We start from the raw sequence: 25,564 nt of genomic DNA, 5'->3' as shown, positions 1-25,564 counted from the left end.
AATGTAAAATAATAATGTATCAATAGCAATGACTTACTGATGGGCTATATTGGATGTTGATTTGGCTGTATTGTTTAATTACGAATGATTTCTTTTTGTAACTCTCCTACAAAATATCCTGGTGATATCCCCGTCCTCTTCTTAAACGCCGTCACAAAATGCTGCGCCGTGCTAAACCCTGATTCCTCAGCCAAAGCACCATTTGTATATCTCTTCAGAAGTGGCTCTGCCTTTAATCGATTTACCAGGTAATCGATCCTAAGGTCGTTGATATAATTGACAAAGCTCTTTTGCTTTTGATGACGTATCACTTTTGAAAGGTATTTGTAATTGGTATCAAAGTTTTCGGCAAGCTTTGTGGCAGTGAGATCCTTTTTAAGAAAGCCTTTCTTTCTCTCGAAATCCTGTAGCTTTGTAATTATATTTTGCACGATGGCAGGATTTATATCCAGCTCCGCATTATCACTGATTATCGGCTCAGGTTCTTGCAACAGGTCTTTTTTTAATAGGACTTCAAATCTCTGTTTATAGAGCTTACGCAGCCTGAGGTATCGCCTCACAATGATTATTGCAGCTATAAGTACAACCATCAACAGCACTTTGATCATCCATCCGTAATAACAGCTCCTTGATAAGCTGGCTTGCAGCCTTTCTTTTTCCGCGAGCAAATGTGCGGTGTCATATTCCTTGTGAACCTTTGAAACCAAGTAACGAAACCTTAGATTTAAGATGCTATCTGCACTTAAAAGCCTGTCAATATACTTTAACTCCAATGCAGGGACCTTTTTTATGTTATAGTACCTGATAAGGTATTCATAACTTTCCCGCAGGTCTGGCCTGATATATTGCCTGGCAACAAACGCACTGTCTACTTTAAGGAAGTAGCCTATAGCTCTTTTTGTCTCTCCTTTTCCGTAGTAGGCCTTGCCAAGGTAAAAATTTGCTACGGCCTCGTTGGCGAAGTCGTCTGCCTTGCGCAGTTCCGGCAGTGAATAGTCCAGATGTGTAATGGCATCATTAAACCTGTTTCTTTTGTAATCATTAATTCCGTCGGCCATTTCAATGTATGGGAGCAGAAGCTTAACCCCAAGGCGCTTGCTTTCAGCAACGGCGGATTCGCTGGTGTTTTCTGCCAGAGCCAAATTTCCGGTATATGTATAGCACAGGCTTAAGCTGTGCAGGGAAATAAGATAGGGGATGGGATCGTTGTCCCGGTAGTACTCAACACATTGCCTGAATAAAGATATCGCTTCATTATAATAGCCCAAATAGTATTTTATCTGCGCGATACTGTATTTTACTTTGTGTATCAGATATTGATCTTTCGTTTGGAGGAGGTAACGGTTGGCCACAAGATAATTATCCAAAGCTGAGCGATGGCATTTATGCTGGTAGTACACTACACCTTTGGAGAGATACGCTGAACCGATCAAATCCTTATCTGCAGATTTCTTCGCTGCAATAATCATACTGTCGGCGTACAACAGGCGCCTGCTTTCATCACACTCGTGCATTATTTCCTGATATGCAGCTACTACATGGGGCCAGTCCTTTTCCTTTTTTGCCTTTGCAAGGTATTCATTCAGGTAGACCCATACCTTGGGTGTTCCCTGGTACATTTCGATATGCTCGACCAAACTGTCATACGATATTTTTTGCTCCCGGGGCTTTTGGCCCCAGAGACAGTAAGGTAGAAGAAGAAATAGGATGGCTCCCGCAAAATTTACTCTCATAAATGCTTTTGTATGGCTATCACCGATGGCAATTCAGGTATCGGTCACGATTACTATTTGGGAGACTGGCGTATTTCAAAAATAAGTTAAACAGCGTTAATAAAACCTTAACGATACCTTAAAAGTTAGCATCGCTAATTCCGGAATTACACAGCTGCAATACCGGAACGGCACAGGTAATGGTTTGTACCGCAAACAGTTGAAAGATAGCTTTGCCCTGAATTCAAAACGCAGGGAATCGTGAAAAAATTTCCTTGTTCTGCTCCCCGGGTGAATGGAACTGAAGAAACAATTCAGTAACATAAAACATTATCCAACTATGAAGGCAATTACTTCACTTATCGTTTTATTATGCATCATGGCTGCCTGCAGTCCCGATAGCACTAAAGAGGAACTCTCAACATCCACACAGACGTTTTCAAGAAAAAACGGCAGTGCGGAACCCAATAATCCGGAAAACGCCAATGACCATATCGGCACTGTCTACCAAAGCCTATTGGACGCTTATTATAACGCGCCGCTTTATAAGCCGAGCCTATCGCAGATTATTGCACAAGGCGAGACTTTGGCTTTACAGAACCCAAGCTTTCTGTCGCTGCTTAACGACGAAGTTTATATGACACCCAGCCCATCTGAGATTACCCCGTACCTTGAAACCCAGGAAACAGAGATTGCTAACCTGCTTTCAAGCAATTACGGAACCGCTACCCAAAATCTCTTTACCGGTATTGTGGGCGAGCTAAACGCGCTGAAAATATCCGATGCAACTTACTCGCAGGTACATACAAGCCTTATCTATTATGAGGATCAGGCAATGACTAATCCTGATATAGGGGAAGAGGAGCTCTCCGGCTTTCTGACGACTACAGCCATCCTTCGCAATGCGCTCTACCACGATGGTAAACGAAAACGCAGGGATAGGGATTGGGAATGGATGATCGGCAATATCGCTGCCACCGCCAACTCAGCACTGGAATCCAAACCACAAGCTATAATCATGTCCTTCGCGACCGACGTGTACCAACAATAACCTGCAATCCTGGAAGCATCTTCCAGGATTTCTTCATTATACCAAAGCAATGAGACAGGATACGATGACCCTTATACCGCTGCCGGACCTGAACGTAAAGCTGTTGCAATTGCCGATTTCGTCTGTCATTGTAACCTTCCTTTCCAGCGTGCAACAGTATGAATACATGCTAATCATCATGCTTGAGGGTGTCATTGAATTGCTTTGCGCAGGACACAAAACCAGGCTCCAATCCTCACAGGTAATCTTTACCAAGAAAAATAGCTTTATTAAGAGTTACGGAAATCGGGATGCCAGGTTCTGGATGGTAAGCTTTAACCGCCACTTTATCATAAACAGCCTCTACACAATACATCCACCGGTAATCTCAAAGATGGCAGACAACGGCTGTCATCGTTTCCAAATTGATGGTGATACGCAAAAAATCATTAAGAAACTCCTGTTCCTGCTTGAAAAAAACAGCGGACCATCAATCTCGCCCAACTCGGCTACGATATGCCAGCTAACCTTTAACCTGATGTGCAGCTGCCTGGCTGAAAGTGAAATTATCAAGCCGGCAGCATATCATGGCAACGCGCGCAAGGAGACAATCACAGTAAAATTTCTTAACCTTGTATCAGCAAAAGTGTTGACGCACCACGATGTGCGCTATTATGCCGACAGCCTCTGCATGACACAGGGTAACCTGACAAAAATCATAAAAGAGGTTACCGGTATAACGCCAAAGACCCTGATAGAGCAGGCATTGATAAACACAGCTAAGGAAATGCTAGACAAGAGCCTTATAACTATCTACACCCTGGCCGAAGAACTCGGGTTCAAATCGTCCTCTGCGTTTATAAATTTTTTCCGTCGCCATAGCGGTACTACCCCCGCCGATTATCGTAACCGTAATATACCCGGGAAATGAGAGCTTTCCGCACATATTCACTGGAATGGCTGGATTCGCTAATTTCCGTAACGCTTAATCCTGAACGACCTTATCTGGAAAGGCTACAGACTGCGGACATTGAATTGCTTGCCGAGAAACTACCCTTAGAATGCCTTCAGGTACAATCGGAACTGACCGGCAAGATCTTTTCAATCAATAAAGAAGAGCAGGTACGCCACATCGTGCATAAATATCACCTTGGACTTACCGCATTATCGTCAATGAGCCAAGGTTATGAAAGTATCGCCTCGTTTGGAACGCCGCCTTTGAAATCGTTACTCCAAAAGATTGCCGGATGCCTTACGGAACTGCTTGATTTTATTGAGAATCGTTATGGCGCCTTTCTAAATAATGAACCGAAACAAAAAGTGAATGATAAACAGGAAGGGGCAATGGCTAACAATCCAAAGTATAAAATACATTGCATGTTATCCGGCGACCAAATTGCACTGATCCTTCGCGGCGCCGACGAAGCGCAAGTGTTCAAGGCGCGTTCGATGAATGCTGTTTTTAAAGCAATCATACCCTATCTTTCGACGGAACATAAGGAAAATCTTTCTGCGGATTCGATCAGGAGCAAGGCCTACAATCCGGAAGAAACTGACCGCGAAGCAGCTGTTGCAGCGTTACAGGCGATCATCAGGAAAATCCAAAGCTATTGAGGCACAACTTGGGGCACAACTTTAAGTTGTGCTTTTACGGTTGAAAGTAAGCCGGTAATTTCGTCAATGTAAAATGAGTTTAGCGGTTTTTTCCGCAATGAAGCAGATTAATGTTGAACGAAAAATTGAAGCTTATGTTTACTGAAATTACCTGGGCCATGTACCTTAGGGTTACGGCCGCCGCACTTTTCATTTACTACACGCTATTGCTCCTCAAATTTTATTTCCCGCAAATCAGGGCTTCGCTTTCAAACGGAAGCCTGGCTTTCAGCCATACTCACCTTGCCATGGAGGCAAATGCAGCCACTGCTATTATGGAGGGAAAAGGCAACCTTACACCTACAGGTGAATTTAATGAACCCGGCTACAATGATTATGAAATCATTGAAGAGATGGTAGAGCGGGTAAAGGGCGCGCTAAAAGAAGCATCTGAGGGCAACTTGCCTCCGGATGTGCTCCTTGCCAATTTAAAGGCGATAGTCAATGACTATCCCGTCCTTTCAAAATCATCATTCCGGCCGTCAATCAATGAATTCATCGCAACAGAATGCCAACAGCATGGATTCACTGCTGTTACTGAGGATATAGCAGAGCAGCTTTGGCGTACGGTATAACCACAGCGAAGGCCGCACCCTGTCCATCCCGCAGCAGTGAGAAGATGGTGACAGAAAGAGAGGGGATTGAGACGGCGGAAGGCCTTCGCTTCTTTTTAACTTAAATCAATCATTATGAAAACTACGATACGCATAGCTATGCGAAAATCCGCATTGGCCCTACTGCTGGCATTACCATTGGCCGCCACCGCCCAGGACGGGCTTGCAGGAATCAACGAGGCAAACCAACAGGTGAGAAGCTATTTTGATGCAGGGACCGACCTGATGTATGCGGTGGGGGCAATACTTGGGTTGATAGGCGCAGTAAAAGTGTACCAGAAATGGAATGCCGGCGATCCGGATACCGGAAAAGTTGCTGCCGCATGGTTTGGAAGCTGCGTGTTCCTTGTTGTGGTAGCGACAGTTATACAATCCTTTTTCGGCATATAACAATGGGCACGATTTACAAAATCAATAAGGGCATCAACCAGAGTATTGAGTTCAAAGGACTTAAGGCCCAGTACATATGGTACCTGGGCGGCGGAATCATTCTGCTTATGATACTCTTTGCCGCCCTTTTCATAATCGGTTTGCCATCGCTGGTGTGCGTGGGCCTCATTGGGGTACTCGGCACCGTACTGGTAATCAAAATTTATGCATTGAGCCGCAAATACGGCGAGCACGGCATGATGAAAGCCCTCGCCAAGAAACAATTGCCGAGAGCCCTGAAGTGCAACAGCCGCAAGGTATTTATGCGAAACACTAATAGGTGATGCTATGGAAAAGACACTTGAGAAGATGCTGCCCATACTTGATGTGCAGCAGGGGATTATCGTATCGAAGCAAGGCGACGCTACTATTGTATTCCGCCTGGAATTGCCGGAGGTTTTTACCCTATCGGATTCGGAATACGAAGCATTCCACCAGGCATGGCTAAAGGCCATCAGGGTGCTGCCAAAACATACCATATTGTATAAGCAGGACTGGTTTATCAAGTCAGGTTTCCAGCCTGGTTACAGCCACGATACTACCAGCTTCCTTGACCGCAGCAGTGACCGTTTCTTCAATGAGCGCCCATTCCTGGACCATAGCTGTTACCTGTTCCTGACCAAGAAGCCATCGGGTAGGAAAGGTTCGACTTCATTATTTTCAAGCTTAGCGCGGCAATCCCTCCTTTACAAGGAGTCATTGGGCAGGCAGGAACTGCAGGATTTCAGGGATGCCGCAGGCCAGTTTCAAAGAATCCTTGAAGACAGTGGCTTTGTAAAGGCGATCTTACTCGGTGATACTGATATCTATAGCGAAGAGAAAAAAGCAGGCCTGTTGGAACGCTATTGCACACTCAGTGAGAAAGGGGGGGAATATTTGTTTGGTGACCTTGTTTTTGAGGACGGGCTATTAATAAATGGCAAGTATGCCCAACTTTATACCCTGGCTGATGCCGCGAACCTCCCCTCACTCTGCGGGCCACGCATCACTTATGACCGCTATTCGACAGATCGTACCAGTTTCAGCGTTGGCTTTGCCTCGCCGCTCGGGCAGCTGCTTTCCTGCAACCATATCTATAGCCAGTACATTTTTGTTGAAGATGCTGCCAGGACACTCCAGCGTATGGAAAGCAAGCGGCTCAGGCTCCAGTCATTATCGGCATACAGCCGGGAGAACCTAATCGCAAGGGATGCGACAAACGATTTTCTCAATGAGGCCATCAGCAGGCAGCGCCTTCCGGTTAAGGGACATTTCAATGTGCTGGTATGGTCAGGCAGGAAGGACGACCTGAACGACCTCAAGAACATGGTTTCCTCGGCGCTGGCGCAAATGGATGCTTCGGCCAAGCAGGAAACTGTCGGGGCTGCGCAGATTTACTGGGCAGGCATTCCCGGGAATGCCGCTGATTTTCCGATGAATGATACTTTCGACTCTTTTGCGGAACAGGCCTCCTGCTTTCTAAACCTCGAGACGGGTTACCGAAGCTCCATAAGTCCCATCGGCATCCGGCTGGGTGACCGGCTAACGGGAAAGCCCGTCCATGTGGATATCAGCGATGAGCCTATGAAAATGGGCATCTGCACCAACCGGAATAAGTTCATCCTCGGCCCTTCGGGAAGCGGAAAGTCATTCTTTACAAACCATATGGTGCGAAGCTATTATGAACAGGGCACCCACGTGGTACTGGTGGATGTCGGGCACAGCTACAAGGGCCTTTGCGATATGGTGAGCGGATACTATTTCACTTACGAAGAACACAACCCTATACGCTTCAACCCTTTCTACATCGGGGAAGGGGACCGGCTGGATACCGAGAAAAAAGAAAGCATCAAAACCTTGCTCCTGGCTTTGTGGAAAAAAGATAATGAAACGTTCCGCCGTAGCGAGTACGTAGCACTCTCCAATGCCCTGCAGCTGTACTTTGAAAGTCTGGCTGACAATGAAACCTTATTCCCGGGCTTTGATAGCTTTTACGAATTCCTAAGGGACGACTTTACGCAAGTGCTCGAGGCCGACAAGGTGAAGGACAGGGACTTTGACGTAAGCAATTTCCTCTACGTGCTCAGGCCTTACTACAAGGGAGGGGAATTTGATTACCTGCTCAATGCAACTGAAAACCTGGAGCTTTTGCAGGAGCGCTTCATTGTTTTTGAGCTTGATAACATCAAGGACCATCCCATATTGTTTCCCGTAGTAACGATAATCATTATGGAAGTCTTCATAAGCAAAATGCGGAAACTCAAGGGTATCCGCAAAATGATACTGATTGAGGAAGCCTGGAAGGCCATTGCCAAGGAAGGGATGGCGGAATATATCAAATACCTTTTTAAGACGGTACGCAAGTTCTTCGGTGAAGCTATAGTGGTAACGCAGGAGGTCGAAGACATCATCTCCTCCCCGGTGGTCAAGCAGGCCATCATCAATAACAGCGACTGTAAGATTTTACTGGACCAGCGGAAGTACCAAAATAAATTTGACCAGATACAGGAACTTTTGGGGTTGACCGAAAAGGAAAAAGCCCTCGTGCTGTCGGTCAACAAATCGAACGACCCCGAGAAGAACTATAAAGAAGTGTTTATATCACTCGGCGGGGTACTGTCAAAGGTATACCGCACAGAGGTTTCACTGGAAGAATATTTGGCGTACACCACAGAAGAGAGCGAGAAGGTCAAAGTCCAGGAATATGCTGCGCGTTACGGAGGCGATGTCCGAAAAGGCATAGCGACCCTGGCCCAGGATATAAGGGAACAAAACAAATAAAATCCAAAATTATGAAAGCAATTGCCCTAAAGGTACTGTTCTGTTTTATGCTGCTGAGCAGTGCCGAGGCGAGGCCGGAAGCGGCCCCACCACCGATATTCGGACTAATCCGTGCCGCGGTTGTCAAGGCCATCAAAGCTATGGACCTGAAAATACAAAAGCTGCAGAACAAGACTATCTGGCTGCAAAATGCACAGAAGGAAATCGAGAACACGCTGTCAAAGGTCAAGCTCGATGAGATTTCCGAGTGGGCAAACAAACAGAAAGAGCTGTACCAGCAGTATTATGACGAGCTCAAACAGGTTAAAAATGTTGTCAGCCAATACCAGCGTATCCGTGAGGTAACCCAAAAGCAGGCCCGGCTGCTATCGGAATACCAGCGATCCTGGCAGCTTTTTCAGCAGGACGACCATTTTACAGCGGATGAACTTTCCTATATGGAGGAGGTCTACGGCGGTATCCTGGAGCAAAGCCTTGAAAATATGGAGCAGATCTTCGATGTCATTGCATCTTTTTCCACCAGTATGACAGATGCCGAGCGCCTTGACCTGGTCAACGCAGCTGCCGACCGGATCGACCAGAATTATGACGACCTGCGGGTGTTCAACCGGGAGAATGTATTGTTGACGCTCCAACGCGCGAAGAGCAAAAAAGAAGTGGACCAGATGAAACGCCTCTATGGAATCGGGAATTAAATCATGTGTTATGAAAACTATTATCACAACAATAGCCCTCTTGCTGATGCTTGGCAGCTCAGCACAATCCGGCCAGGACAGGGTCATGCTCCAACAGATTGCCGCACTCAAGACCTACGGCAACTGCATCAAGAAGGGCTACCGTGTTGCCAGAGACGGCCTGGATTTTATCGGCAGTATAAAAGACGGTGAGCTGAACCTGCATGCGCTCTTTTTTAAAGGGCTGGAGAATGTGAGCCCGTTTGTACGGAATTATCCAAAGGCCGCAGCAATACTGGAACTCAACGGCAAGATAGAGAAAGTGGAGGCCAGGCTTACGCAGCAGCTTACGGCTGATGACCTTTTCTATGGCGACGAGAAAGACTATATACGCCGTGTAATGATGCGTGTGCTGACAGCGTGCGCCGATGATATTGAGGCGTTACAGGACATCGTGTCGGAAAGCGGTATCGTGGCAGATGACGCTGAACGGATAAAACGGATCGATGCGCTTCATAACAGCATGGAAGACCGATTTTCCTTTACACTTGCTTTCTACAATGAATGCAAGGCATTGGCTGCCTCGAGGGGGCAAGAGTTATCCAATGTGAGGCAGGTACGAAAATTACATAATCTAAATGAAGCGCCATGAAGAATATAAAATATGTGTTGCTGTCGCTATTTCTTTTTTTGCTTACCCCTAAAGCCACCGCTCAGGTACAGGAATTGAAGCAGCTGGCACTGAACATTGAAAAACTGGCCCAGTTCAGGGCTATCCTCAACGACATGAAAGAAGGCTACCAGATGCTGACCAAGGGCTATAATACGGTTAAGGACCTGACCAAAGGGAATTTCGACCTGCACAAAACTTTTCTGGACGCTTTGCTGCAGGTAAGCCCTGCAGTGCGGAATTATAAAAGGGTCGGGGATATTATCGATTACCAGGTGCAGATCGTACAGGACTGCGGGCGACATCGCAACAAGCTCCAGTCAAGCGGGCTCTTCGCCGCTGGAGAACTCCATTATTTTTCCGGTGTGTACGAAACGATTTTCGAAGAAAGCCTTCAGAATCTTGAAGAGCTGACCGGTGTCCTGACGGCAGGCAAGATGCGGATGTCGGATGAAGAGCGCCTGGCGGCTATCGACAGGATCTATATGTCAATGCAGGAAAAGATGCTGTTCGTCAGGGATTTCAATTCCGGAACTACCCTGCTGGCGGTGCAGAGGGCAAAAGAAGCCCGCGATGTGGAGGCGATACGATTCCTCACGGGAACTAACCATTAAAAAAAACTGCAATGAAAATCACTTGTAAGGCTGCATTTTACGTAGCCATAGGGATTCTTTTGCCCGCGTCCGGCTATAGCCAGTCGCTCGCAGAAGAGATGAGCGGACTGCATGGTATCCTCGAGCAGCTTTATGATGAGATGATGCCCCTGTGCAGCGACCTCATTGGCATCTCGCAGGGTATCGCCGGTTTTGCGGCGCTGTTCTACATAGCCTCACGGGTATGGAGGCACCTGGCCAATGCAGAGCCGATTGACTTCTATCCGTTGTTCCGCCCCTTTGTCATAGGGTTCTGCATCATTTCGTTTCCGCTTGTGCTTGCCATGATCAATGGTATCATGAAGCCCACCGTAACAGCGACCGGTACGATGGTTGAGAATTCCAATGCGGCTATCGAAGAACTGCTCCGCCAAAAGGAGGAAGCCATCAAAACGACCGATGCCTGGCAAATGTATGTCGGTGAAGACGGGAGTGGCGACCGCGAGCGCTGGTACAAGTATACCCATGAAGGAGAGGATGCTTCCGGCGAAGGCCTGATAGAAAGCATTGGTAACGATATCAAGTTTGCCATGGCGAAAGCTTCCTACAACTTCAGAAACTCCGTAAAGGAGTGGATGAGCGAGGTCCTGCGTGTGCTTTTTGAGGCAGCATCGCTTTGCATCGACACTTTGCGCACTTTCCAGTTGGTGGTGCTTTCCATCTTAGGCCCGTTGGTTTTCGGGCTGGCCGTCTTTGACGGCTTCCAGCATACCCTTACGGTCTGGCTGGCAAGGTATATCAATATTTTCCTTTGGCTTCCGGTGGCAAATATCTTCGGAAGCATAATAGGGAAGATACAGGAACATATGCTGCAGGTCGATATCGCCCAGGTAAATGAATACGGGGATACGTTTTTCAGCAGGACCGATATGGCCTACCTGGTATTTATGATCATAGGGATCGTGGGTTACTTCACTGTGCCGTCGGTTGCCAACTATATCGTCCACGCCGGTGGCGGGGGTGCGCTGGGGCAAAAGGTAACCCATATATTCAGCAGCACTACAACATCCGCCACAACATCCGCGGCCTCAGGTGCGGGTATGGTGGCAGATGCCTACGGCGATATGTACAGGCAAATGACACAAGGGGCTTCCCGCCAGGGGGCATCGCAGTATTTTGACGATAAAGACAAGTACATGAAGGATAAATTAAAAGGCAATTGAAACAATGTTTAAGAAACTCAACAACATCGATACGGCCTTCAGGCACGTCAGGGCCTTTACCCTGGTAGTGGTGGTAGCCAGCACGCTGGTTTGCGTGTATGCCCTGTACCAAAGCTTTAAGACGGTAAACCGTATGCAGGACAAAATATATGTCCTGGCCAACGGCAAGGCGATCGAAGCCTACGCTTCCGACCGCAGGGACAATATACAGGTTGAGGCGCGCGACCATGTCAGGAACTTTCACCAGTACTTCTTTACGCTGGATCCCGACGATAAGGTCATTCGCCAAAATATTACCAAGGCTTTGTACCTGGCAGATAATACCGCCAAGCGGGTTTATGATGACCTCAAGGAAAGCGGGTATTACTCAGGGATAATATCGGGCAATATAAGCCAGGAAGTGGTGATTGACAGCGTGCAGGTCAATATCTCCGGCTACCCGTATTATTTCCGATGCTATGCCAGGCAACAGATCGTCCGGCCGACCAGCGTCATGACAAGGATACTGGTTACCGAGGGAAACCTCCGGAATGTATCAAGAAGCGACAATAACCCGCATGGATTCTTAATTGAGCGATGGAGGACCATCGACAACAAAGATATCAGCACAGAAAACCGGAATTAGCCATGAAAGATATGAGAGGAATACAAAAGGCGACCCTAAGGCAATATATGCGTATGCGGTACCTGAGAATGAAACTGGCGTGGGCAGAATGGATGGAAAAACAATCGTTGAAGCTTAACAGGAGGGGGCAGTACGTCGCGCTCGGAATTTTTGTTTCCGTCTCCGTGTCCTGCTGCCTGCTTCTTATATCTGGCAGGCTTAATGTCCTGAACAACGGTGTCGATTTGCAGCCTTCCCCCATAATAAAAGTCAGGACCGCTAATGAGGAACTGATTCCGCCGGAAGTATATGATTCCGTGCTGGAAGTCCGCGTGCAGAAGTTCCGGGACTATATGGACAGCCTTGCAAGGTCTCCATCAGGCCTGCTTATAAGGGACAGCATTCTGAATGCAAGACCGGGCTTATTAGACAGCCTCAGGATTGCCGAGACTATAAATAGTAATCGAAAAACAAGAACATATGAAAAGTAATGACCAATCAGGAAACGGCAGGAAGAAAAAGGTTCTTTGGCTGCTTCCGCTGTTAATCCTCCCTTTTGTTACCCTGTTCTTTTGGGCGATGGGCGGAGGTGCCGCGACAACGACAGGGATCCCGGCGAAGAAGGGCTTTAACCTCAAGCTGCCGTCGGCACAGGTAAGCGAAGATAGCGAGCTGGACAAGCTTAGTTACTACGACCAGGCAGCGCTTGATTCCAGTAAAGTGGAAGAGCAGCGTAAGAAAGACCCAAATTACAGGTACGATTCACTACCTCCGGCCAACGACTCCGTCCGCACACGACGATACGGAGGCCTGACCCTCAGCAGTTTTCAGACGCCGCAGGAAAAAAAAGTATATGAAAGGTTAGAGGCGCTGCAGCGTGCTGTAGCTACACCACCGCCCGCCCGAACAGCCGTAGCGGTGCCAGCCCCTGAAGAAGAAGATGTTGTTCCCTCTAATCATGCAGCGGAACTTGAGCAAATGATGCAGTCCTTTCGGGAGCAACCCCAAAGCGATCCAGAGCTCCAGCAAATAGGAGGGATGCTCGAAAGCATACTCGATATACAATATCCTGAGCGAATGGAGCAAAAACTCAGGGCGGCATCAAGTGCAGAAAGAGGTACGGTATTTCCGGTAGCAACCCGACAGGACACAGATGTCGTGTCGAGCATCAGTGGTAAAAGCCTGTCCGGGATAGCATCGTTTAGCACAGTGGTCCGACATAACGGCTTCTTTTCGCTGGAACAAATGAATGAGCAGGTGGACGAAAATGCCATACAGGCCATAGTCGCTGAAACACAGGTAGTAGTCAACGGCTCGACCGTGAAAATGCAATTGCGCCAGGATATTTATATCAGCGGCAGAAAAGTACCGAAGAACACTTTTGTATTTGGTACAGCTTCATTGAAAGGGGAGCGCCTCGCTATCGAAATAGCGAATATCCGTCATGGCAATTCCCTTTATCCCGTGGAGCTTACAGTATATGACCTGGACGGTTTGGGCGGTATCTATATTCCCGGTGCCATTAATCGCGACGTAGCGAAATCCTCTGCAGACAGATCGGTACAAACATTAGGCGTGAACACCCTTAGCGATTCCTGGGGCGCACAGGCGGCCGGAGCCGGTATCGAAGCAGCAAAAGGCCTATTCAGCAGAAAGGTAAAACTAATAAAAGTCACGCTAAAAGCCGGCTACAGTATACTGTTGAAAGATGAAAAACAAAAAGAATAACCCATAAACCTATCTATCATGAATATCCAAGTCATTATCAGAATCCTATTATTGACCCTGCCATGGCCAATCCTGGCGCAATCAGGAACAGCCTTACCCATAACACGCCTGATCGATATATCGGAACAGCAGACCACGAGCCTTCTATTTCCGTACCCCATTGTAAGTGTGGACAGGGGCAGCCAGGATATACTGGCACAAAAACCTAAGGGTATTGAGAACGTTTTGCAGATAAAAGCTGCACAGGAACAATTTATGCAGTCCAACCTTACTGTTGTCACCACAGACGGCAAGCTGTATAATTTCCAAATATGCTATAATGCTGAGCCCGGTTCGCTTGCTTATGATTTCAGCAGCAACGAAAAGCCGGGATCGGCCACTCTTGAAGAACATGAGAAAGCTGACCGAATCAATGCTTTGGCGTCAGCAGCGTACCATGATCGCAGCCGCATTATCATTAAGGAAAGCGATTACGATATCACCTTTTCCATTACGGGGATGTTCGTTGTGGATGATTACTTCTTCTACCGCATAACAATTGCCAATGAAAGCAATATAAGTTATGATATCGATCAGCTCCGTTTTTTTGTCAAAGACCAAAAAAGGAGCAAGCGAACCGCATCACAGGAAGTGGATATAACCCCATTAGCCTACTGGCAGCTACCGGAAAAAATACCGGCCCGCGGCGTGAAAACCTTTATTGCCGTGCTTCCAAAATTTACGATACCCGACAAGAAAAACCTCTACCTGCAGCTGACAGAAAAATCCGGGGGGAGGCACCTTCAAATCAAGGTAAGGAATTCCAAGGCAGATGAAGTACAACCGCTGCCTACATTCAGCAATAACTAAAACATACGATCATGAACGAGAAAAATTTTGACTACCTGAAAGACCAGGTAAAGTATACGGGCTTCGGTGAAGCCCTTGAGGGTGAGTTAAGGCAGAATATCGAGCAGCAACAGGCCACTTTCAGCCTGAAGCACGACGCCTTCTACGGCGACGATAAAGTCTCCGCTGAACTTAATTTCAGGAAATCCGACCAGACGGATCTTTATTTCTTTAACTCTTATAAAGTCAATCTACAAAAAGAAGGCAAACCTGAATCCCTGGAACAGACCTTCTATATCAATAAGGGAAGCAATATCACCCTGAAGGAAGCCTACAACCTCATGGAGGGCAGGGCAGTCAACAAGGATCTTACCAACAGAGAAGGCGAGACCTACAACGCCTGGGTACAGCTTGACTTTAAGGATGCCGATGCGAATGGGAACTTCCGCCAAAAGCACTACCACGAAAATTACGGTTATGATATCGATGCGGTTATTTCGAAGCATCCCATCAAGGAGCTGGACAATCCCTCCCACAAGGAAGACCTGCTCAACTCCCTAAAGAAGGGAAACAGGCAGTCGGCCACCTTTCTCAAGGACGGGCAGGAGGTAAAGCAGTACATTGAAGCAAGCCCACAGTTTAAGACGCTCACCATCTACGATGCCAACCATAAGCGCCTCGATACCAGGCAGGCCAAAGAACAAGAGCAGTCCCAGGCACAGGGAAAAGACCAGAAGCATGAGGCTAAGAAGACGCAGTCTGCAGCGGAAGATGATGGTCCGGGTGAACAGCAGGAAAAGAAGCAGCGCCGTAAAAAGCAATCCTTGTAACCGTGGAGCCATCAGGCTTACTAACCGGCTTCTTCGAACGTATCCGCAATGACCATCGTATCAGTACAACGCATATCGGCATATTCGCCGCTGTGCTGCACTATAGCGTGAAAAGCGGCGGGTGCAATCCGGTCAGGGCATACAGCCGCGATATAATGGAGATCGCAAAAATATCAGCGCTGAAGACTTATTGCAGATGTATAAAGGACCTTGATAGTTATGGGTATATACGATATAACCCTTCTAAGAAAAAGAATGTTCCCAGCAGGATATTATTTATAGAATCGAGTAGTGTCAAATAGGAGCCCCGGAAGGGGCTTTTTTTGCTAAATATAACGACGATGGAACGGGAAATGGATTTTAGCAATACAAAACTTACACCGGAAAAGGCGTATCGCCTAATGCGGTCCGAAGGTATGGATATCACCCTTGAACAGGCGCGGGAAATATTGTTTTTCTTGAGGAAATTGGCTAATATAGCCGTGTCAAACCATTTAAGGACAGGATTATGAGCAAGATAGCCGATTTATATGTAAGGGTAAGCACAGATGAGCAGGCTGAAAAAGGCTACTCGCAGCGAAACCAGGAAGAAATGCTCCGCAAATACTGCAGCATCAATGCGATACAGATACGCAATGTCATCTACGAGGACCATTCTGCCAAAACTTTCAACAGGCCGCAATGGAAGAAACTATTGCTTAACCTGAAAAAGAACAAAAATAAGGTTGATTTAGTACTCTTCCTTAAATGGGACAGGTTCAGCCGAAATGCGGGCGATGCCTATCAGATGATCAACCTGCTGAGAAAGCTCGGTGTGGAACCGCAGGCCATCGAGCAGCCACTGGATCTCAGTGTCCCTGAAAACAAGATGATGCTGGCATTTTACCTTGCTGCCCCCGAGGTTGAGAACGACAGGAGGGCGCTCAATACTTTCCACGGAATACGAAGGGCAAGAAAAGAGGGCAGGTATATGGGAATGGCTCCGTTTGGCTTCGCTAATAAGGTTACCGAAACAGGTAAAAAATATATAGCGCCGGTTCCAAAGGATGCCGCTATGGTCGTATGGATTTTTGAGCAGGTCGCCAAAGAGGCATTCAGCACCGAGTCGATTTATCATTTGGCTAAGGACAGAGGCCTGAAAATGACTAAAAGCAATTTTTGGGTAATGCTAAGGAATCCGCTTTACGCAGGAAAGATCATCGTACCTAAATATAAGGACGAAGATGAGATTTGGGTGGAAGGGCAGCATGAGCCCATTTTAAGCGAAGGCTTATTTTACCGTGTCCAGGACGTCCTGGATGGAAAAAAGAGAACCTACAGGCCAAAAGCCCTTACCACGGAAAACTTCCCGCTCAGGGGCTTCTTCATGTGCCCGCAATGCGGGAGCAAGCTGACAGGAAGCAAGTGCAAAGGCCGGCACAAGCATTATTATTACTATCACTGCGATAAGGTTTGCAAGTACCGCATAAATTCCGATTTGGCCAACCACTTATTTACAGAGCAGCTCAACCGGTTCAAGCCACTTCCCGCGGTTAAGAAACTTTATGCTGCTGTGCTGCTGGAAGCTTATCGTGAACATACCGGCTTCGTCTCATCAGAAAAAAGAAAGGCACTTGACCAGATTGCGGAATACGAGAAAAAGCTTTCTTCTGCAAGGAACCTTTTAGTTACCGAAAAGATAGATGTGGATGACTACAACCTCATGAAAAACGAGTACAGTACAATTATCCAAAAATTAGAGCGGCAGCTAAGTGAAGTCGGTGACGACCGGGGAAGTATCGAACAGCTTATGAATAAAGGGATTGACAATCTTTTAAAGCTTGGTGAGGCGCTTGAGAAAAGCTCGTTAACCGAAGCCCGTGACCTGATTGGTTTAATTTATCCCGAAAATTTTACGTTTCGCGGAAACGATTTCCAAACCGCTCGAGTCAACGAAATAGTCAATTGTATCTATTTGGTAAACAAAGAGTTAGATGTCAAAAAAAACGGGACAAAAGACGATTTTTATCTTTTGTCCCGAGTAGTGACCTCGACAGGATTCAAACCTGTAACCTTCTGAGCCGTAATCAGATGCGCTATTCAGTTGCGCCACGAGGCCATTTGCTTAACAAAATCGGTTGTTTCTAGCGAACTTCCGTATTGTTGTTTGCGGGTGCAAATATAGAATAATATTGATTAACTTGCAAATGCATAACTAATAAAAACCTAAAAAAATGAATATAGAAAAGTATATACGTGAAATACAGGATTTTCCGAAACCGGGAATTGCTTTTAAAGACATTACGCCTTTACTTGCAAATCCTGAAGCCGTAAAAACCTGCCTTGATTTACTGGCAGAGAACCTGCATAATGAAAAGATTGATAAAGTGGTAGGGGTAGAGAGCAGGGGCTTCTTTTTTGCTACGTTACTTGCTTACAAGCTTAACGCAGGCTTTGTACCGGTGCGCAAGCCCAGGAAGCTGCCCTATGAAACTCTTTCGGCGTCTTACGAACTTGAATATGGCTCTGATACTTTAGAAATACATACCGATGCCATAACTAAAGGCGAGCGGGTTATTATTCATGATGATGTACTTGCAACAGGCGGAACAGCCAAAGCGGTGTGCGAACTTATAGAAAGGCTAGGAGGCACTATTGTGCAGTGTAACTTTTTGATGGAACTTTCTTTTCTTAACGGGCGCGAGAAAATTAAGCAATATGATATTGCTGCACCACTTTTTTATTAATCTACGGCGCGGGTAGTAACATAATATTTCCAGGCAATTATTGCTTTTTGCAGCTTGGTGGCTTTTGCTAAATCCAATTGTTCTTTAGTATAATTGGGTAACAGCCATTTGTTTATTTTTGCGAGTATCTTAAACATAGCTCAGATATTAATACTATAAAGTTACAAAAAAAGCGGCTCTCATAAAGCCGCCTTAACTCATAATTAAGTATTTAAGATGAAGTAACCTTTTAAATTTTTCTTTGTTTTTCTGCTTCCTTTCTTCTTTCTTCTGCAGCTTTACGTTTTTCTTCAGCCTGCTTTTTATGCTCTTCCTGAATCTTTTCATTAAGCATTCTTCTATTGGTTTCCAGTTCATTCCTTTTTTCCTCTAAAGCTGCACGGGCTTCTTCCATGGCCTGCCTTGCCTCTTCAAATTCTTCAGTACTAAAACGTAACGTCTCGTAGTTGCCGCTTCCAAGTTTGCGGACAGCTTCCTGAGCCTCCTCCAATTGTTCTCTAATTGCTTTTACCTCTTCGGGAGTAAGTTCACCTAACGCTTTCAGCCTGTCGGCAAGCACAAATTCAGAAACTGCAAAATCAACGTTTGCCAGCTCGCGCATTCGGGCAACTTCTGCCATTATAACATCATAATCAAGTCCTTCATTTCCAATATATACCTTCGTACCCGCAGGTAATGTTTCAGTAAATGTGTGGGTAGTAAAGCGGCCTCTCTGCTCTTTTTTTGTAGTAACCTCCATAGCACCGTTTTTACCTTCTTTACCATATTTCTTTTTGGCTTCTTTTGCGGTAAGCACTTTTACTTCGCTAAGTTCCTCATCAAGCGAAATTTTTATAGGCTCACCTTTCTCCTGTTTTACACCGTTTATAATTACAAGTGCATCTTTATCGCCAAACTTCCAACTGCTTAATGTCCAGTGTCCGTCACCGGCTGCAGGTTGCTGCACAGCCGTTTCTCCAAAGCCCTGCCTGTTCCTGATTGCATTTCTGTCTTTCAGTACATCCTGCCTGTTAAGGAATAAGGTATCTTCATCAGTATTATTAACATCAATACTGCCTGCACTGATTTTAAGCCCCTGCGCTACGCCAAAGCCTGTTTTAACGTTACCGTTATTGTCTGTAGTCAGTTCAACCGTGAAGGCTTTTATGGGCTTAGAGCCTTTAACCTGGTACACGCTCTCGTCAGTACCATCGTTAATGGTAACTTTTATGGCAGTTATTTCTCCTTTATCATTACGGTTAATTGCGGAAAAATTAACATCAACATTATATTCCGACTTAAAGAAACTTTTCTCTGCTTCAAGCGCCTCGTCTTTACTGTCTTTATTCACTTCAAGGGCAACTTTAGTGCTTTCAATATAAACAGATTTCTCAGTCGCTTCCGTCTGTTGTGCCCTTACTTCGAGCTGAAACAAAACCATAAAGGCAATAAGTACCGGTAGTACAGCGGCATACTTCCAGGAGTTCCGTGTTTTAGATTGTTTTTTGTTAAGCATAACGATTCGTTTTTTGATTAATGATTGATAAAAGTGATTGATGATTGCAGTACATTCGGGCTGTACTGTTATTTTTAATAATGTTTTTTGATAAGCTTTGGTATCGGCTATTTGTTTTATGGCTTCTGCATCGGCAATAAATTCAAGGTTTTGTGCCACCGCTTTTTTATAGAACCATATAAAAGGGTTAAACCACAACAGTATGCAAAACAGGTTACTGATTATCATATCAGCAGAATGTTTTTGCCTGCTATGTACTTTTTCATGGCTTAGTACATTTTCGAGTTCGTTATCTGTCAGTAACTTCGAATTATAAACAATGTAGCTGAAAAATGAGAACGGCGACTGTACAGTTTCAGAATCAATATATTTAAAGCCATTTTGCTTAATGATTTTTTCACCTTTTAGCATCTTCCTTACTAAATACAGCTGGTATAAAAACCTGAACAAAAAGAACACTGCCACTGCAACATAAATATAACCTGCTATATTATACCAGTTAATGGGTTCCGGTTCGCTTTGCAGCGCAGCCATTTGTTGCATTTGCAGGTATTGTTGCAGTTCCTCAGGCGTTAGTTGTACCTGTACTTTTTCTGTAGCTTCTATCCATACGGTATGCGTTAGTACCAGTAGCGGCATTACAGCTGATGTTACCAGCCCGGCCAGCAGAAAGCTGCGGTTAGAGGTAAAAAAAGTTTCTTTTCTCAGCAGGGTGTAGTAAGCTGTATAAAAAACAGCCACCAGCCCCGATGCCTTTAGCAGGTATATGATAAGGTTTTCCATATCATTTCTTTTTTTCGATCATTTCGAGTATTTCGCGTAATTCTTCTGCACTTATCTTCTCTTCCTTCGCAAAAAAGGATACCATACTTTTATAAGAGTTATTAAAGTAGTTTTGTATTGCGTTGTTCATGAACCCCTGCCTGTATTCTTCTTTTGTTATTACAGGATGATACTGGTGTGTGTTGCCATAAGCCGTATGGCCCACATAACCTTTTTCTTCCAGGTTTCTTATAATGGTAGAAAGTGTGTTGTAATGAGGCTTGTCGTCTTTAATTTCTGCAAGCACATCTTTTACAAAAGCTTTTTCCAGCTTCCATAAAATATGCATGATTTCTTCTTCCTTGTTTGTCAGTTTTTGCATGGTTCAGTATTTATATAAACAAAGCTAAAACTATTTTTTTAGTTTTCAAACTATATTTATAGTTAAATAACTGAATCGTTAGTTAAATATTGTATTGCAGAGGTAAATTATTTATATTCACTGCGTAAATTATATTGTAACAGCACAATACATAACATGGCAAGCATGCCTGCACTGCCCATAACAACCCAGTTGGTGTTATAGCCCCATTCGTCTATTATACCCATACCAGCTTTTGCGCTTACTATATGTGCCATGCTGAAGGTCATGGTGTAGAATGCCATATATCTGCCTTCGTGGCCTCGTGGCGCCCTGCCCATAGCAAAAGAGTTGGAGAAAGGAAAGCAAAACATTTCGCCGAAAGTGAGGAAAAGCAGCCCGACTATAAGCACACCCAGCCATACATTTAAAAGAAGTACATAAAAACTTAATCCCATTAAGAAAGAGCCCCACAGCACAATTTTAAGCTTTGCCACTTTTTTGCGCTCAAAGTAGCCTACAAAAGGCATTTCTAGCGCGAATACCAAAAGTCCGTTTAAAGACATAAGTAAGCCGGTATGAAACTCTGTTAGCCCGTAAACCTCTTTATGGTATAGCGGCAGCGTGGTAAACAGTTGAAAAAATGTTACAGCGGTTAAAAAGCTGCTGAGCAGGAAAAGCATATAAGGACCGTCATGCAAAACGCTGTGATATTTATTGGTTACAACCGCATGGGCCGTATCTGTGGGTTGTTTCTTTTTTTCTTTAACCAAAAGCCAGAACAAGGTGATGGATATAATACAGCTTGCACCATCTGCCCAAAAGAGTCCTTTATAGCCAATGCCAAGTATTATAAGCCCACCCAGTGCAGGGCCGGCAGCAAACCCCAGGTTAACGGCAAGGCGCACCAATGTAAGCGCGCGGGTGCGGTTTTCGGGTTTGGCATAAGCGCCAAGCGATACAAACATGGCAGGGCGGAACATATCAGCAATAACCATAATGCCAAACATGGCGGCACACATACCCACAAAGCTCGTAACGTGCTGTATAACAAAAAAAGCAATGCCTGTAGTAAACAGGCTGAAGACCATTATTTTGTAAAATCCGATTTTGTCTGAAAGCTTGCCGCCAAGCCACGAGCCAATTAAAGAGCCTAAGCCAAAAAACACCATAACCGTACCTACTTCATCATAATCAAAATGCAGGTCTTCCTTCAGGTATTTAGAGAGGAAAGGCAGTACCATTGTGCCCGCCCGGTTAATAAAGGTAATGGCTGCAAGTATCCATATTTCGCGGCTAAAGCCCCTGAAGTTGTTAAGGTAACGGTTTATGGCGAGACGGAACATTCTAAAAAGGTTATAGCTGCAAAGGTACATATTTTGAACACTACCTAACCGGGACTATTAGCGGGCAAATTGTTATTTTTGTATTATTAATACAAAAGCATGAAAGTTATACTTACCCTGGTAGCCTTTTTCTGGATACTATCAGTACAGGCACAATGTTATGAAGAAGCTGCTGTTGCTTACCAAAAGCAGCTTAATGCAGAATATGCCAATCCTGCAGAATCGCCTCTTACTGAAAAAGACCTGAAAAAATTTAAATCGCTTGATTTTTATCCAGTAGATATGCAGTATTGTGTGCAGGCAAAACTGGTGCGTACCCCCGATGAAAAGCCATTTGAGATGCCTACCACTACAGACCGAAAGCCTATATATGTTAAGTATGGCGAACTGCATTTTACGCTAATGGGTAAAGATTGCAAACTGGATGTGTTCCGCAATGTAGAACTGACTAAAAAAGAAAAGTATAAAGATCATCTTTTCCTGCCGTTTACAGATCTTACTTCGGGCAATGGCAGCTATGGCGGTGGCAGGTATATTGACCTTAAAGTACCGGAAGGCGATATAATTTACATCGATTTTAATACAGCCTATAACCCTTACTGTGCTTATAATTATCAATATTCCTGCCCAATACCACCACAGCAAAATGACCTTATGGTAGAAGTAAAGGCCGGGGTGAAGGAATATAAAAAATAAAAGCACCGCTTAAAAAGTATAACTGCCTTTTAACGGTGCCTCTATTAACAAAACACTAATTTACAAGTTCTGGCTGGTAATGTTGTGCCGTAACGGTTTCTATAAGGATGAAAGACGTTCCGCCAAACAATTCACCAATTTGTTTCAGGTTAGTTAACGAAATAACTCCTGTAACATATGCCGAATGGTTATTGGTATATGATTCTTCAATAGTTACAAAATGGTCTTTAAGTATACTATTATCTTCGTGCCTGTGCCTTAGCAATACCTTAAGGTATACATCATGAGTTAAGCCACTGCCTTCGCCGCGCTCTATCTTCTTGTATTCATATTTATAATCATAGCTAAGCGCAGATATATCTGATAGTACTGCCGATGCGGTAGGGTGCGCGCCTGCGCCGCGTCCTACAAAAAAGTGCGTATCGGCAAATGCGGTTTTGGTAATTACCCCGTTAAATACATCATCTACATGATACAGCCTGTTTTCAGCGCCTACAAATTTTGGTAGTACAAAGGCAGTTATCTTACCATTTGGGTTTTTATAGGCCTGCGCTACCAGTTTTATTTTAAGCCCTTTTTCTCGCGCATATTTAAGCTCAAGCGCTCCAATGTTATCTATACCAATATTTATAATTTCATCGGGTTTTGCTATATGCCCAAAAGCATGGGCAAGTAGTATCAGCAGTTTATACTTGGCATCAAACCCGCCTACATCCAGCAACGGGTTGCTTTCTGCAAAACCTTTATCCTGCGCCTGTTTTAGTGCTGTTTCATAACTCAGGTTTTCCTGTATGGTTTTGGTAAGTATATAGTTGGTAGAGCCATTCACTATCCCTTCTATAGATTCTAAAAGGTCGTTATCATAATACTCTTCAAGGTTACGTATTATTGGCATACTTGCACACGCTGCCGCTTCATACAGTAACGGCACATTATATTGCTTTTGCAATTGCAGCAGTTCTTCAAAATGTTCGGCTACCATTTTTTTATTGGCCGATACTACCGCTTTCCCTTTTTTAAGCGCCGCCGCCACTATTTCGAATGCTGCATCGGCATCATCTATTAGTTCCACAACAACGTTTATGCTCTCATCATTTAATATATCATGTTTATCATACGTAAAATGATGTGAATCAATTTCACGAGGCTTGTTTTTATCTTTAACGCATATCCTGCTGATATTGGCTTTTAGCCCCGGTGTTTTTTGCAGTACTTCATAAAGGCCATACCCCACACAACCAAAACCAAAAAGCCCTATGTTTAAATTTTTTCTCGACATTTCCGGTTTAATTAGCTGTTACTACTGTGTTTTCAACTGCGTTCTTTTGCTGTAAAGCTGTTGCAAACGCCTGTTTTAAATCTTCAATAAGGTCATCTGCATCCTCAAGCCCTACCGATAAGCGTATAAGGCTGTCTGTAACCCCCGAGCTATACCTTTTTTCTGCGGGGATAGATTTATGTGTCATTTCGCAGGGCAGGCAACACAGGCTTTTAACACCGCCCAGGCTTTCTGCCAACTTAAAGAGTTTTGTCCCCGAAACAATGGCAGATGCCAGTTCTTTGTCATCTATAGCCAGGTCAAAAGCTATAACCCCGCCAAAATATTTTTGCTGTTTTTTAGCAATTTCATGGTTGTGGTGCGAAGGTAGACCCGGGTAATACACATTTTTTACCAGTTTTTCTTCCAGTAGGTATTCGGCTATTTTTTGGGCATTTTCAGAGTGTTGCCTTATGCGCAGCGAAAGGGTTTCTATACCGCGTATAACCAGCCAGCTATCAAAAGGGGCCAGTATGGCGCCACTTGCATTTTGAATAAATTTTATCTTATCGCCAAGCTGTTGTGTTGCCGTTACCACAAGCCCGGCAATAAGGTCGCTATGGCCGGAAATATACTTTGTGGCGCTGTGTACCACAATATCGGCTCCCAGGTTTATGGGTTTTTGCGCCGCCGGAGATGCAAAAGTATTATCTACACACAGCAATATATTATATGCTTTTGCTATTTGCGCAATGGCAGCAATGTCAGATACTTTAAGGGTAGGGTTAGTAGGCGATTCTATCCAGATAAGCTTTGTTGCGGCACTTATGGCATTTGCAATATTGGCACTGTTGGTAGAATCTACATACTTAATGGTAATGCCAAATTTTTGGTACACGTGTGTAAACAGCCTGAATGCCCCGCCATAAATATCATCTACAGCTATAATTTCATCGCCCGTTTCAAGCAGCTTTACAACAGCATCTATAGCGGCAAGCCCGCTTGCAAACGCATAGCCGTTACTGCCGTTTTCAAGTTGGGCAATACAATCTTCCAGCGCTTTTCGGGTGGGGTTGTTGCTGCGCGAATAGTCAAAGCCCTTATGTATGCCGGGCGCTTCCTGCACAAAAGTTGAGGTTTGGTAAATGGGCACCGATATGCTTCCCGTTAATGCATCTACAGGTATGCTGTGCAGTGTTTGTGTTTGCTCTTTCATGTCCTTTTTGATTTAGAAAATTTAATTAAACATTGTTTAGTTTTATAAAAAACTATCCAAATCCATTACCGGAAGGGCATAAAACAAAAATGCCTTTCCGATAAGTCAGAAAGGCACATAATATCTCGAGCTATTATCTACTGGTTTCTAAACTTATCTTTCCACGCTTGTGCGCGGTTGAAAGTGGCACCTTATCCGCCGTATGCGGACAGGTTGCCAAGACGTCACAGGGTCAACTCCCTCAGTCTTTCTGGATAAGAATAATTTTCTAAAAGAACTTGTGGCAAAGTTAGAGCAGAAACTTTTAATTTTCCAAATAAAATTTTTAAAAATTTATATAAAGCTGTAATTCAAGT

General features: G+C 44.9%; 26 protein-coding genes, 1 tRNA gene and 1 riboswitch. Of the genes, 19 read left to right on the top strand and 8 right to left on the bottom strand.

Annotated elements, in window-relative coordinates; all coding sequences use genetic code 11:
* Window positions 1-74: 74 nt before the first annotated feature.
* Complete coding sequence (locus Q0K96_RS01510; RefSeq protein ID WP_297332241.1) at window positions 75-1,733, bottom strand: helix-turn-helix domain-containing protein; 1,659 nt, start codon at window positions 1,731-1,733, stop codon at window positions 75-77.
* Window positions 1,734-2,052: 319 nt separating this feature from the next.
* On the opposite strand from Q0K96_RS01510, the gene Q0K96_RS01505 reads away from it, so the two are divergent.
* From Q0K96_RS01505 to Q0K96_RS01425, 17 genes are all read left to right on the top strand, one after another.
* On the top strand, window positions 2,053-2,763 hold the full coding sequence (locus tag Q0K96_RS01505; RefSeq protein ID WP_297332240.1) for a hypothetical protein: 711 nt from the start codon (window positions 2,053-2,055) through the stop codon (window positions 2,761-2,763).
* 49 nt (window positions 2,764-2,812) lie between these two features.
* Window positions 2,813-3,673, top strand: coding sequence for a helix-turn-helix domain-containing protein (locus tag Q0K96_RS01500; protein ID WP_297332239.1), 861 nt, complete (start codon window positions 2,813-2,815; stop codon window positions 3,671-3,673).
* A complete protein-coding gene (locus Q0K96_RS01495; RefSeq protein WP_297332238.1) occupies window positions 3,670-4,356 on the top strand; it encodes a hypothetical protein in 687 nt (228 codons plus the stop codon). Before Q0K96_RS01500 ends, Q0K96_RS01495 begins: the two co-directional genes overlap by 4 nt.
* Window positions 4,357-4,490: 134 nt before the next feature.
* The gene (locus Q0K96_RS01490) at window positions 4,491-4,970 is read left to right on the top strand and encodes a hypothetical protein (protein WP_297332237.1); all 480 of its coding nucleotides are present in this window, start codon (window positions 4,491-4,493) and stop codon (window positions 4,968-4,970) included.
* 114 nt (window positions 4,971-5,084) lie between these two features.
* Window positions 5,085-5,399, top strand: a complete 315-nt coding sequence (locus Q0K96_RS01485; RefSeq protein WP_297332236.1) for a DUF4134 domain-containing protein — start codon at window positions 5,085-5,087, stop codon at window positions 5,397-5,399.
* 2 nt (window positions 5,400-5,401) lie between these two features.
* The gene (locus Q0K96_RS01480) at window positions 5,402-5,722 is read left to right on the top strand and encodes a DUF4133 domain-containing protein (protein ID WP_297332235.1); all 321 of its coding nucleotides are present in this window, start codon (window positions 5,402-5,404) and stop codon (window positions 5,720-5,722) included.
* Between the two features lie 4 nt (window positions 5,723-5,726).
* Complete coding sequence (locus Q0K96_RS01475) at window positions 5,727-8,198, top strand: TraG family conjugative transposon ATPase (RefSeq protein ID WP_297332234.1); 2,472 nt, start codon at window positions 5,727-5,729, stop codon at window positions 8,196-8,198.
* 11 nt (window positions 8,199-8,209) lie between these two features.
* Window positions 8,210-8,893, top strand: a complete 684-nt coding sequence (locus Q0K96_RS01470; protein ID WP_297332233.1) for a conjugal transfer protein TraI — start codon at window positions 8,210-8,212, stop codon at window positions 8,891-8,893.
* Window positions 8,894-8,903: 10 nt separating this feature from the next.
* Window positions 8,904-9,524 (top strand): hypothetical protein, encoded by a 621-nt coding sequence (locus tag Q0K96_RS01465; protein WP_297332232.1) that lies wholly within the window; start codon window positions 8,904-8,906, stop codon window positions 9,522-9,524.
* Window positions 9,521-10,156, top strand: a complete 636-nt coding sequence (locus Q0K96_RS01460) for a TerB family tellurite resistance protein (RefSeq protein ID WP_297332231.1) — start codon at window positions 9,521-9,523, stop codon at window positions 10,154-10,156. The genes Q0K96_RS01465 and Q0K96_RS01460 overlap by 4 nt, the downstream gene beginning before the upstream one ends.
* Window positions 10,157-10,167: 11 nt before the next feature.
* Window positions 10,168-11,358 (top strand): conjugative transposon protein TraJ, encoded by a 1,191-nt coding sequence (gene traJ, locus Q0K96_RS01455; RefSeq protein ID WP_297332230.1) that lies wholly within the window; start codon window positions 10,168-10,170, stop codon window positions 11,356-11,358.
* Between the two features lie 4 nt (window positions 11,359-11,362).
* Window positions 11,363-11,983 (top strand): conjugative transposon protein TraK, encoded by a 621-nt coding sequence (gene traK, locus Q0K96_RS01450; protein ID WP_297332229.1) that lies wholly within the window; start codon window positions 11,363-11,365, stop codon window positions 11,981-11,983.
* A gap of 2 nt (window positions 11,984-11,985) precedes the next feature.
* On the top strand, window positions 11,986-12,453 hold the full coding sequence (locus Q0K96_RS01445; RefSeq protein WP_297332228.1) for a hypothetical protein: 468 nt from the start codon (window positions 11,986-11,988) through the stop codon (window positions 12,451-12,453).
* Window positions 12,443-13,690: a conjugative transposon protein TraM gene (gene traM, locus Q0K96_RS01440; protein WP_297332227.1), complete on the top strand. Its 1,248-nt coding sequence runs from the start codon at window positions 12,443-12,445 to the stop codon at window positions 13,688-13,690. Before Q0K96_RS01445 ends, traM begins: the two co-directional genes overlap by 11 nt.
* Before the next feature lie 51 nt (window positions 13,691-13,741).
* Window positions 13,742-14,539: a conjugative transposon protein TraN gene (gene traN / locus Q0K96_RS01435; protein WP_297332226.1), complete on the top strand. Its 798-nt coding sequence runs from the start codon at window positions 13,742-13,744 to the stop codon at window positions 14,537-14,539.
* Window positions 14,540-14,550: 11 nt separating this feature from the next.
* Window positions 14,551-15,348 (top strand): hypothetical protein, encoded by a 798-nt coding sequence (locus Q0K96_RS01430; RefSeq protein ID WP_297332225.1) that lies wholly within the window; start codon window positions 14,551-14,553, stop codon window positions 15,346-15,348.
* A gap of 508 nt (window positions 15,349-15,856) precedes the next feature.
* Window positions 15,857-17,407 (top strand): recombinase family protein, encoded by a 1,551-nt coding sequence (locus Q0K96_RS01425; protein WP_297332224.1) that lies wholly within the window; start codon window positions 15,857-15,859, stop codon window positions 17,405-17,407.
* Here the strand turns inward: Q0K96_RS01425 and Q0K96_RS01420 are convergent.
* A tRNA-Arg gene (locus Q0K96_RS01420) sits at window positions 17,373-17,446 on the bottom strand. The two genes, Q0K96_RS01425 and Q0K96_RS01420, sit on opposite strands and share 35 nt — an antisense overlap.
* Window positions 17,447-17,561: 115 nt before the next feature.
* Here Q0K96_RS01420 and Q0K96_RS01415 point away from each other — a divergent pair.
* Window positions 17,562-18,074: an adenine phosphoribosyltransferase gene (locus Q0K96_RS01415; protein WP_297332223.1), complete on the top strand. Its 513-nt coding sequence runs from the start codon at window positions 17,562-17,564 to the stop codon at window positions 18,072-18,074.
* On the opposite strand, the gene Q0K96_RS01410 is transcribed toward Q0K96_RS01415, so the two are convergent.
* From Q0K96_RS01410 to Q0K96_RS01395, 4 genes are all read right to left on the bottom strand, one after another.
* Window positions 18,071-18,211 (bottom strand): SsrA-binding protein, encoded by a 141-nt coding sequence (locus Q0K96_RS01410; RefSeq protein ID WP_297332222.1) that lies wholly within the window; start codon window positions 18,209-18,211, stop codon window positions 18,071-18,073. The genes Q0K96_RS01415 and Q0K96_RS01410 overlap by 4 nt on opposite strands.
* A 92-nt stretch (window positions 18,212-18,303) precedes the next feature.
* On the bottom strand, window positions 18,304-20,352 hold the full coding sequence (locus tag Q0K96_RS01405) for a M56 family metallopeptidase (RefSeq protein ID WP_297332221.1): 2,049 nt from the start codon (window positions 20,350-20,352) through the stop codon (window positions 18,304-18,306).
* A gap of 1 nt (window position 20,353) precedes the next feature.
* On the bottom strand, window positions 20,354-20,713 hold the full coding sequence (locus Q0K96_RS01400) for a BlaI/MecI/CopY family transcriptional regulator (protein ID WP_223051990.1): 360 nt from the start codon (window positions 20,711-20,713) through the stop codon (window positions 20,354-20,356).
* A gap of 107 nt (window positions 20,714-20,820) precedes the next feature.
* Window positions 20,821-22,038: an MFS transporter gene (locus Q0K96_RS01395; RefSeq protein WP_297332220.1), complete on the bottom strand. Its 1,218-nt coding sequence runs from the start codon at window positions 22,036-22,038 to the stop codon at window positions 20,821-20,823.
* 99 nt (window positions 22,039-22,137) lie between these two features.
* Here Q0K96_RS01395 and Q0K96_RS01390 point away from each other — a divergent pair, with 99 nt between their 5' ends.
* Window positions 22,138-22,734 (top strand): DUF1684 domain-containing protein, encoded by a 597-nt coding sequence (locus Q0K96_RS01390; RefSeq protein ID WP_297332219.1) that lies wholly within the window; start codon window positions 22,138-22,140, stop codon window positions 22,732-22,734.
* A gap of 55 nt (window positions 22,735-22,789) precedes the next feature.
* On the opposite strand, the gene Q0K96_RS01385 is transcribed toward Q0K96_RS01390, so the two are convergent.
* Window positions 22,790-24,013, bottom strand: coding sequence for a homoserine dehydrogenase (locus Q0K96_RS01385; RefSeq protein WP_297332218.1), 1,224 nt, complete (start codon window positions 24,011-24,013; stop codon window positions 22,790-22,792).
* A 7-nt stretch (window positions 24,014-24,020) separates the two neighbouring features.
* Window positions 24,021-25,208: a PLP-dependent aspartate aminotransferase family protein gene (locus Q0K96_RS01380; protein ID WP_297332217.1), complete on the bottom strand. Its 1,188-nt coding sequence runs from the start codon at window positions 25,206-25,208 to the stop codon at window positions 24,021-24,023.
* Between the two features lie 150 nt (window positions 25,209-25,358).
* Window positions 25,359-25,469, bottom strand: a riboswitch (SAM riboswitch).
* Window positions 25,470-25,564: the final 95 nt, after the last annotated feature.

The organism is Flavobacterium sp. (genome assembly GCF_024305175.1).
Lineage (GTDB): Bacteria > Bacteroidota > Bacteroidia > Flavobacteriales > Flavobacteriaceae > Flavobacterium.
Note: the sequence above shows the minus strand (reverse complement) of the source record. Positions and strands in the feature narration are given on the sequence as shown.

Bases quoted from the DNA above. Each gene is read 5' to 3' on its own strand.
- Q0K96_RS01510 (WP_297332241.1), bottom strand. From the start codon at position 1,733: ATGAGAGTAAATTTTGCGGGAGCCATCCTATTTCTTCTTCTACCTTAC.
- Q0K96_RS01505 (WP_297332240.1), top strand. From the start codon at position 2,053: ATGAAGGCAATTACTTCACTTATCGTTTTATTATGCATCATGGCTGCC.
- Q0K96_RS01500 (WP_297332239.1), top strand. From the start codon at position 2,813: ATGAGACAGGATACGATGACCCTTATACCGCTGCCGGACCTGAACGTA.
- Q0K96_RS01495 (WP_297332238.1), top strand. From the start codon at position 3,670: ATGAGAGCTTTCCGCACATATTCACTGGAATGGCTGGATTCGCTAATT.
- Q0K96_RS01490 (WP_297332237.1), top strand. From the start codon at position 4,491: ATGTTTACTGAAATTACCTGGGCCATGTACCTTAGGGTTACGGCCGCC.
- Q0K96_RS01485 (WP_297332236.1), top strand. From the start codon at position 5,085: ATGAAAACTACGATACGCATAGCTATGCGAAAATCCGCATTGGCCCTA.
- Q0K96_RS01480 (WP_297332235.1), top strand. From the start codon at position 5,402: ATGGGCACGATTTACAAAATCAATAAGGGCATCAACCAGAGTATTGAG.
- Q0K96_RS01475 (WP_297332234.1), top strand. From the start codon at position 5,727: ATGGAAAAGACACTTGAGAAGATGCTGCCCATACTTGATGTGCAGCAG.
- Q0K96_RS01470 (WP_297332233.1), top strand. From the start codon at position 8,210: ATGAAAGCAATTGCCCTAAAGGTACTGTTCTGTTTTATGCTGCTGAGC.
- Q0K96_RS01465 (WP_297332232.1), top strand. From the start codon at position 8,904: ATGAAAACTATTATCACAACAATAGCCCTCTTGCTGATGCTTGGCAGC.
- Q0K96_RS01460 (WP_297332231.1), top strand. From the start codon at position 9,521: ATGAAGAATATAAAATATGTGTTGCTGTCGCTATTTCTTTTTTTGCTT.
- traJ (WP_297332230.1), top strand. From the start codon at position 10,168: ATGAAAATCACTTGTAAGGCTGCATTTTACGTAGCCATAGGGATTCTT.
- traK (WP_297332229.1), top strand. From the start codon at position 11,363: ATGTTTAAGAAACTCAACAACATCGATACGGCCTTCAGGCACGTCAGG.
- Q0K96_RS01445 (WP_297332228.1), top strand. From the start codon at position 11,986: ATGAAAGATATGAGAGGAATACAAAAGGCGACCCTAAGGCAATATATG.
- traM (WP_297332227.1), top strand. From the start codon at position 12,443: ATGAAAAGTAATGACCAATCAGGAAACGGCAGGAAGAAAAAGGTTCTT.
- Q0K96_RS01430 (WP_297332225.1), top strand. From the start codon at position 14,551: ATGAACGAGAAAAATTTTGACTACCTGAAAGACCAGGTAAAGTATACG.
- Q0K96_RS01425 (WP_297332224.1), top strand. From the start codon at position 15,857: ATGAGCAAGATAGCCGATTTATATGTAAGGGTAAGCACAGATGAGCAG.
- Q0K96_RS01415 (WP_297332223.1), top strand. From the start codon at position 17,562: ATGAATATAGAAAAGTATATACGTGAAATACAGGATTTTCCGAAACCG.
- Q0K96_RS01410 (WP_297332222.1), bottom strand. From the start codon at position 18,211: ATGTTTAAGATACTCGCAAAAATAAACAAATGGCTGTTACCCAATTAT.
- Q0K96_RS01405 (WP_297332221.1), bottom strand. From the start codon at position 20,352: ATGGAAAACCTTATCATATACCTGCTAAAGGCATCGGGGCTGGTGGCT.
- Q0K96_RS01400 (WP_223051990.1), bottom strand. From the start codon at position 20,713: ATGCAAAAACTGACAAACAAGGAAGAAGAAATCATGCATATTTTATGG.
- Q0K96_RS01395 (WP_297332220.1), bottom strand. From the start codon at position 22,038: ATGTTCCGTCTCGCCATAAACCGTTACCTTAACAACTTCAGGGGCTTT.
- Q0K96_RS01390 (WP_297332219.1), top strand. From the start codon at position 22,138: ATGAAAGTTATACTTACCCTGGTAGCCTTTTTCTGGATACTATCAGTA.
- Q0K96_RS01385 (WP_297332218.1), bottom strand. From the start codon at position 24,013: ATGTCGAGAAAAAATTTAAACATAGGGCTTTTTGGTTTTGGTTGTGTG.
- Q0K96_RS01380 (WP_297332217.1), bottom strand. From the start codon at position 25,208: ATGAAAGAGCAAACACAAACACTGCACAGCATACCTGTAGATGCATTA.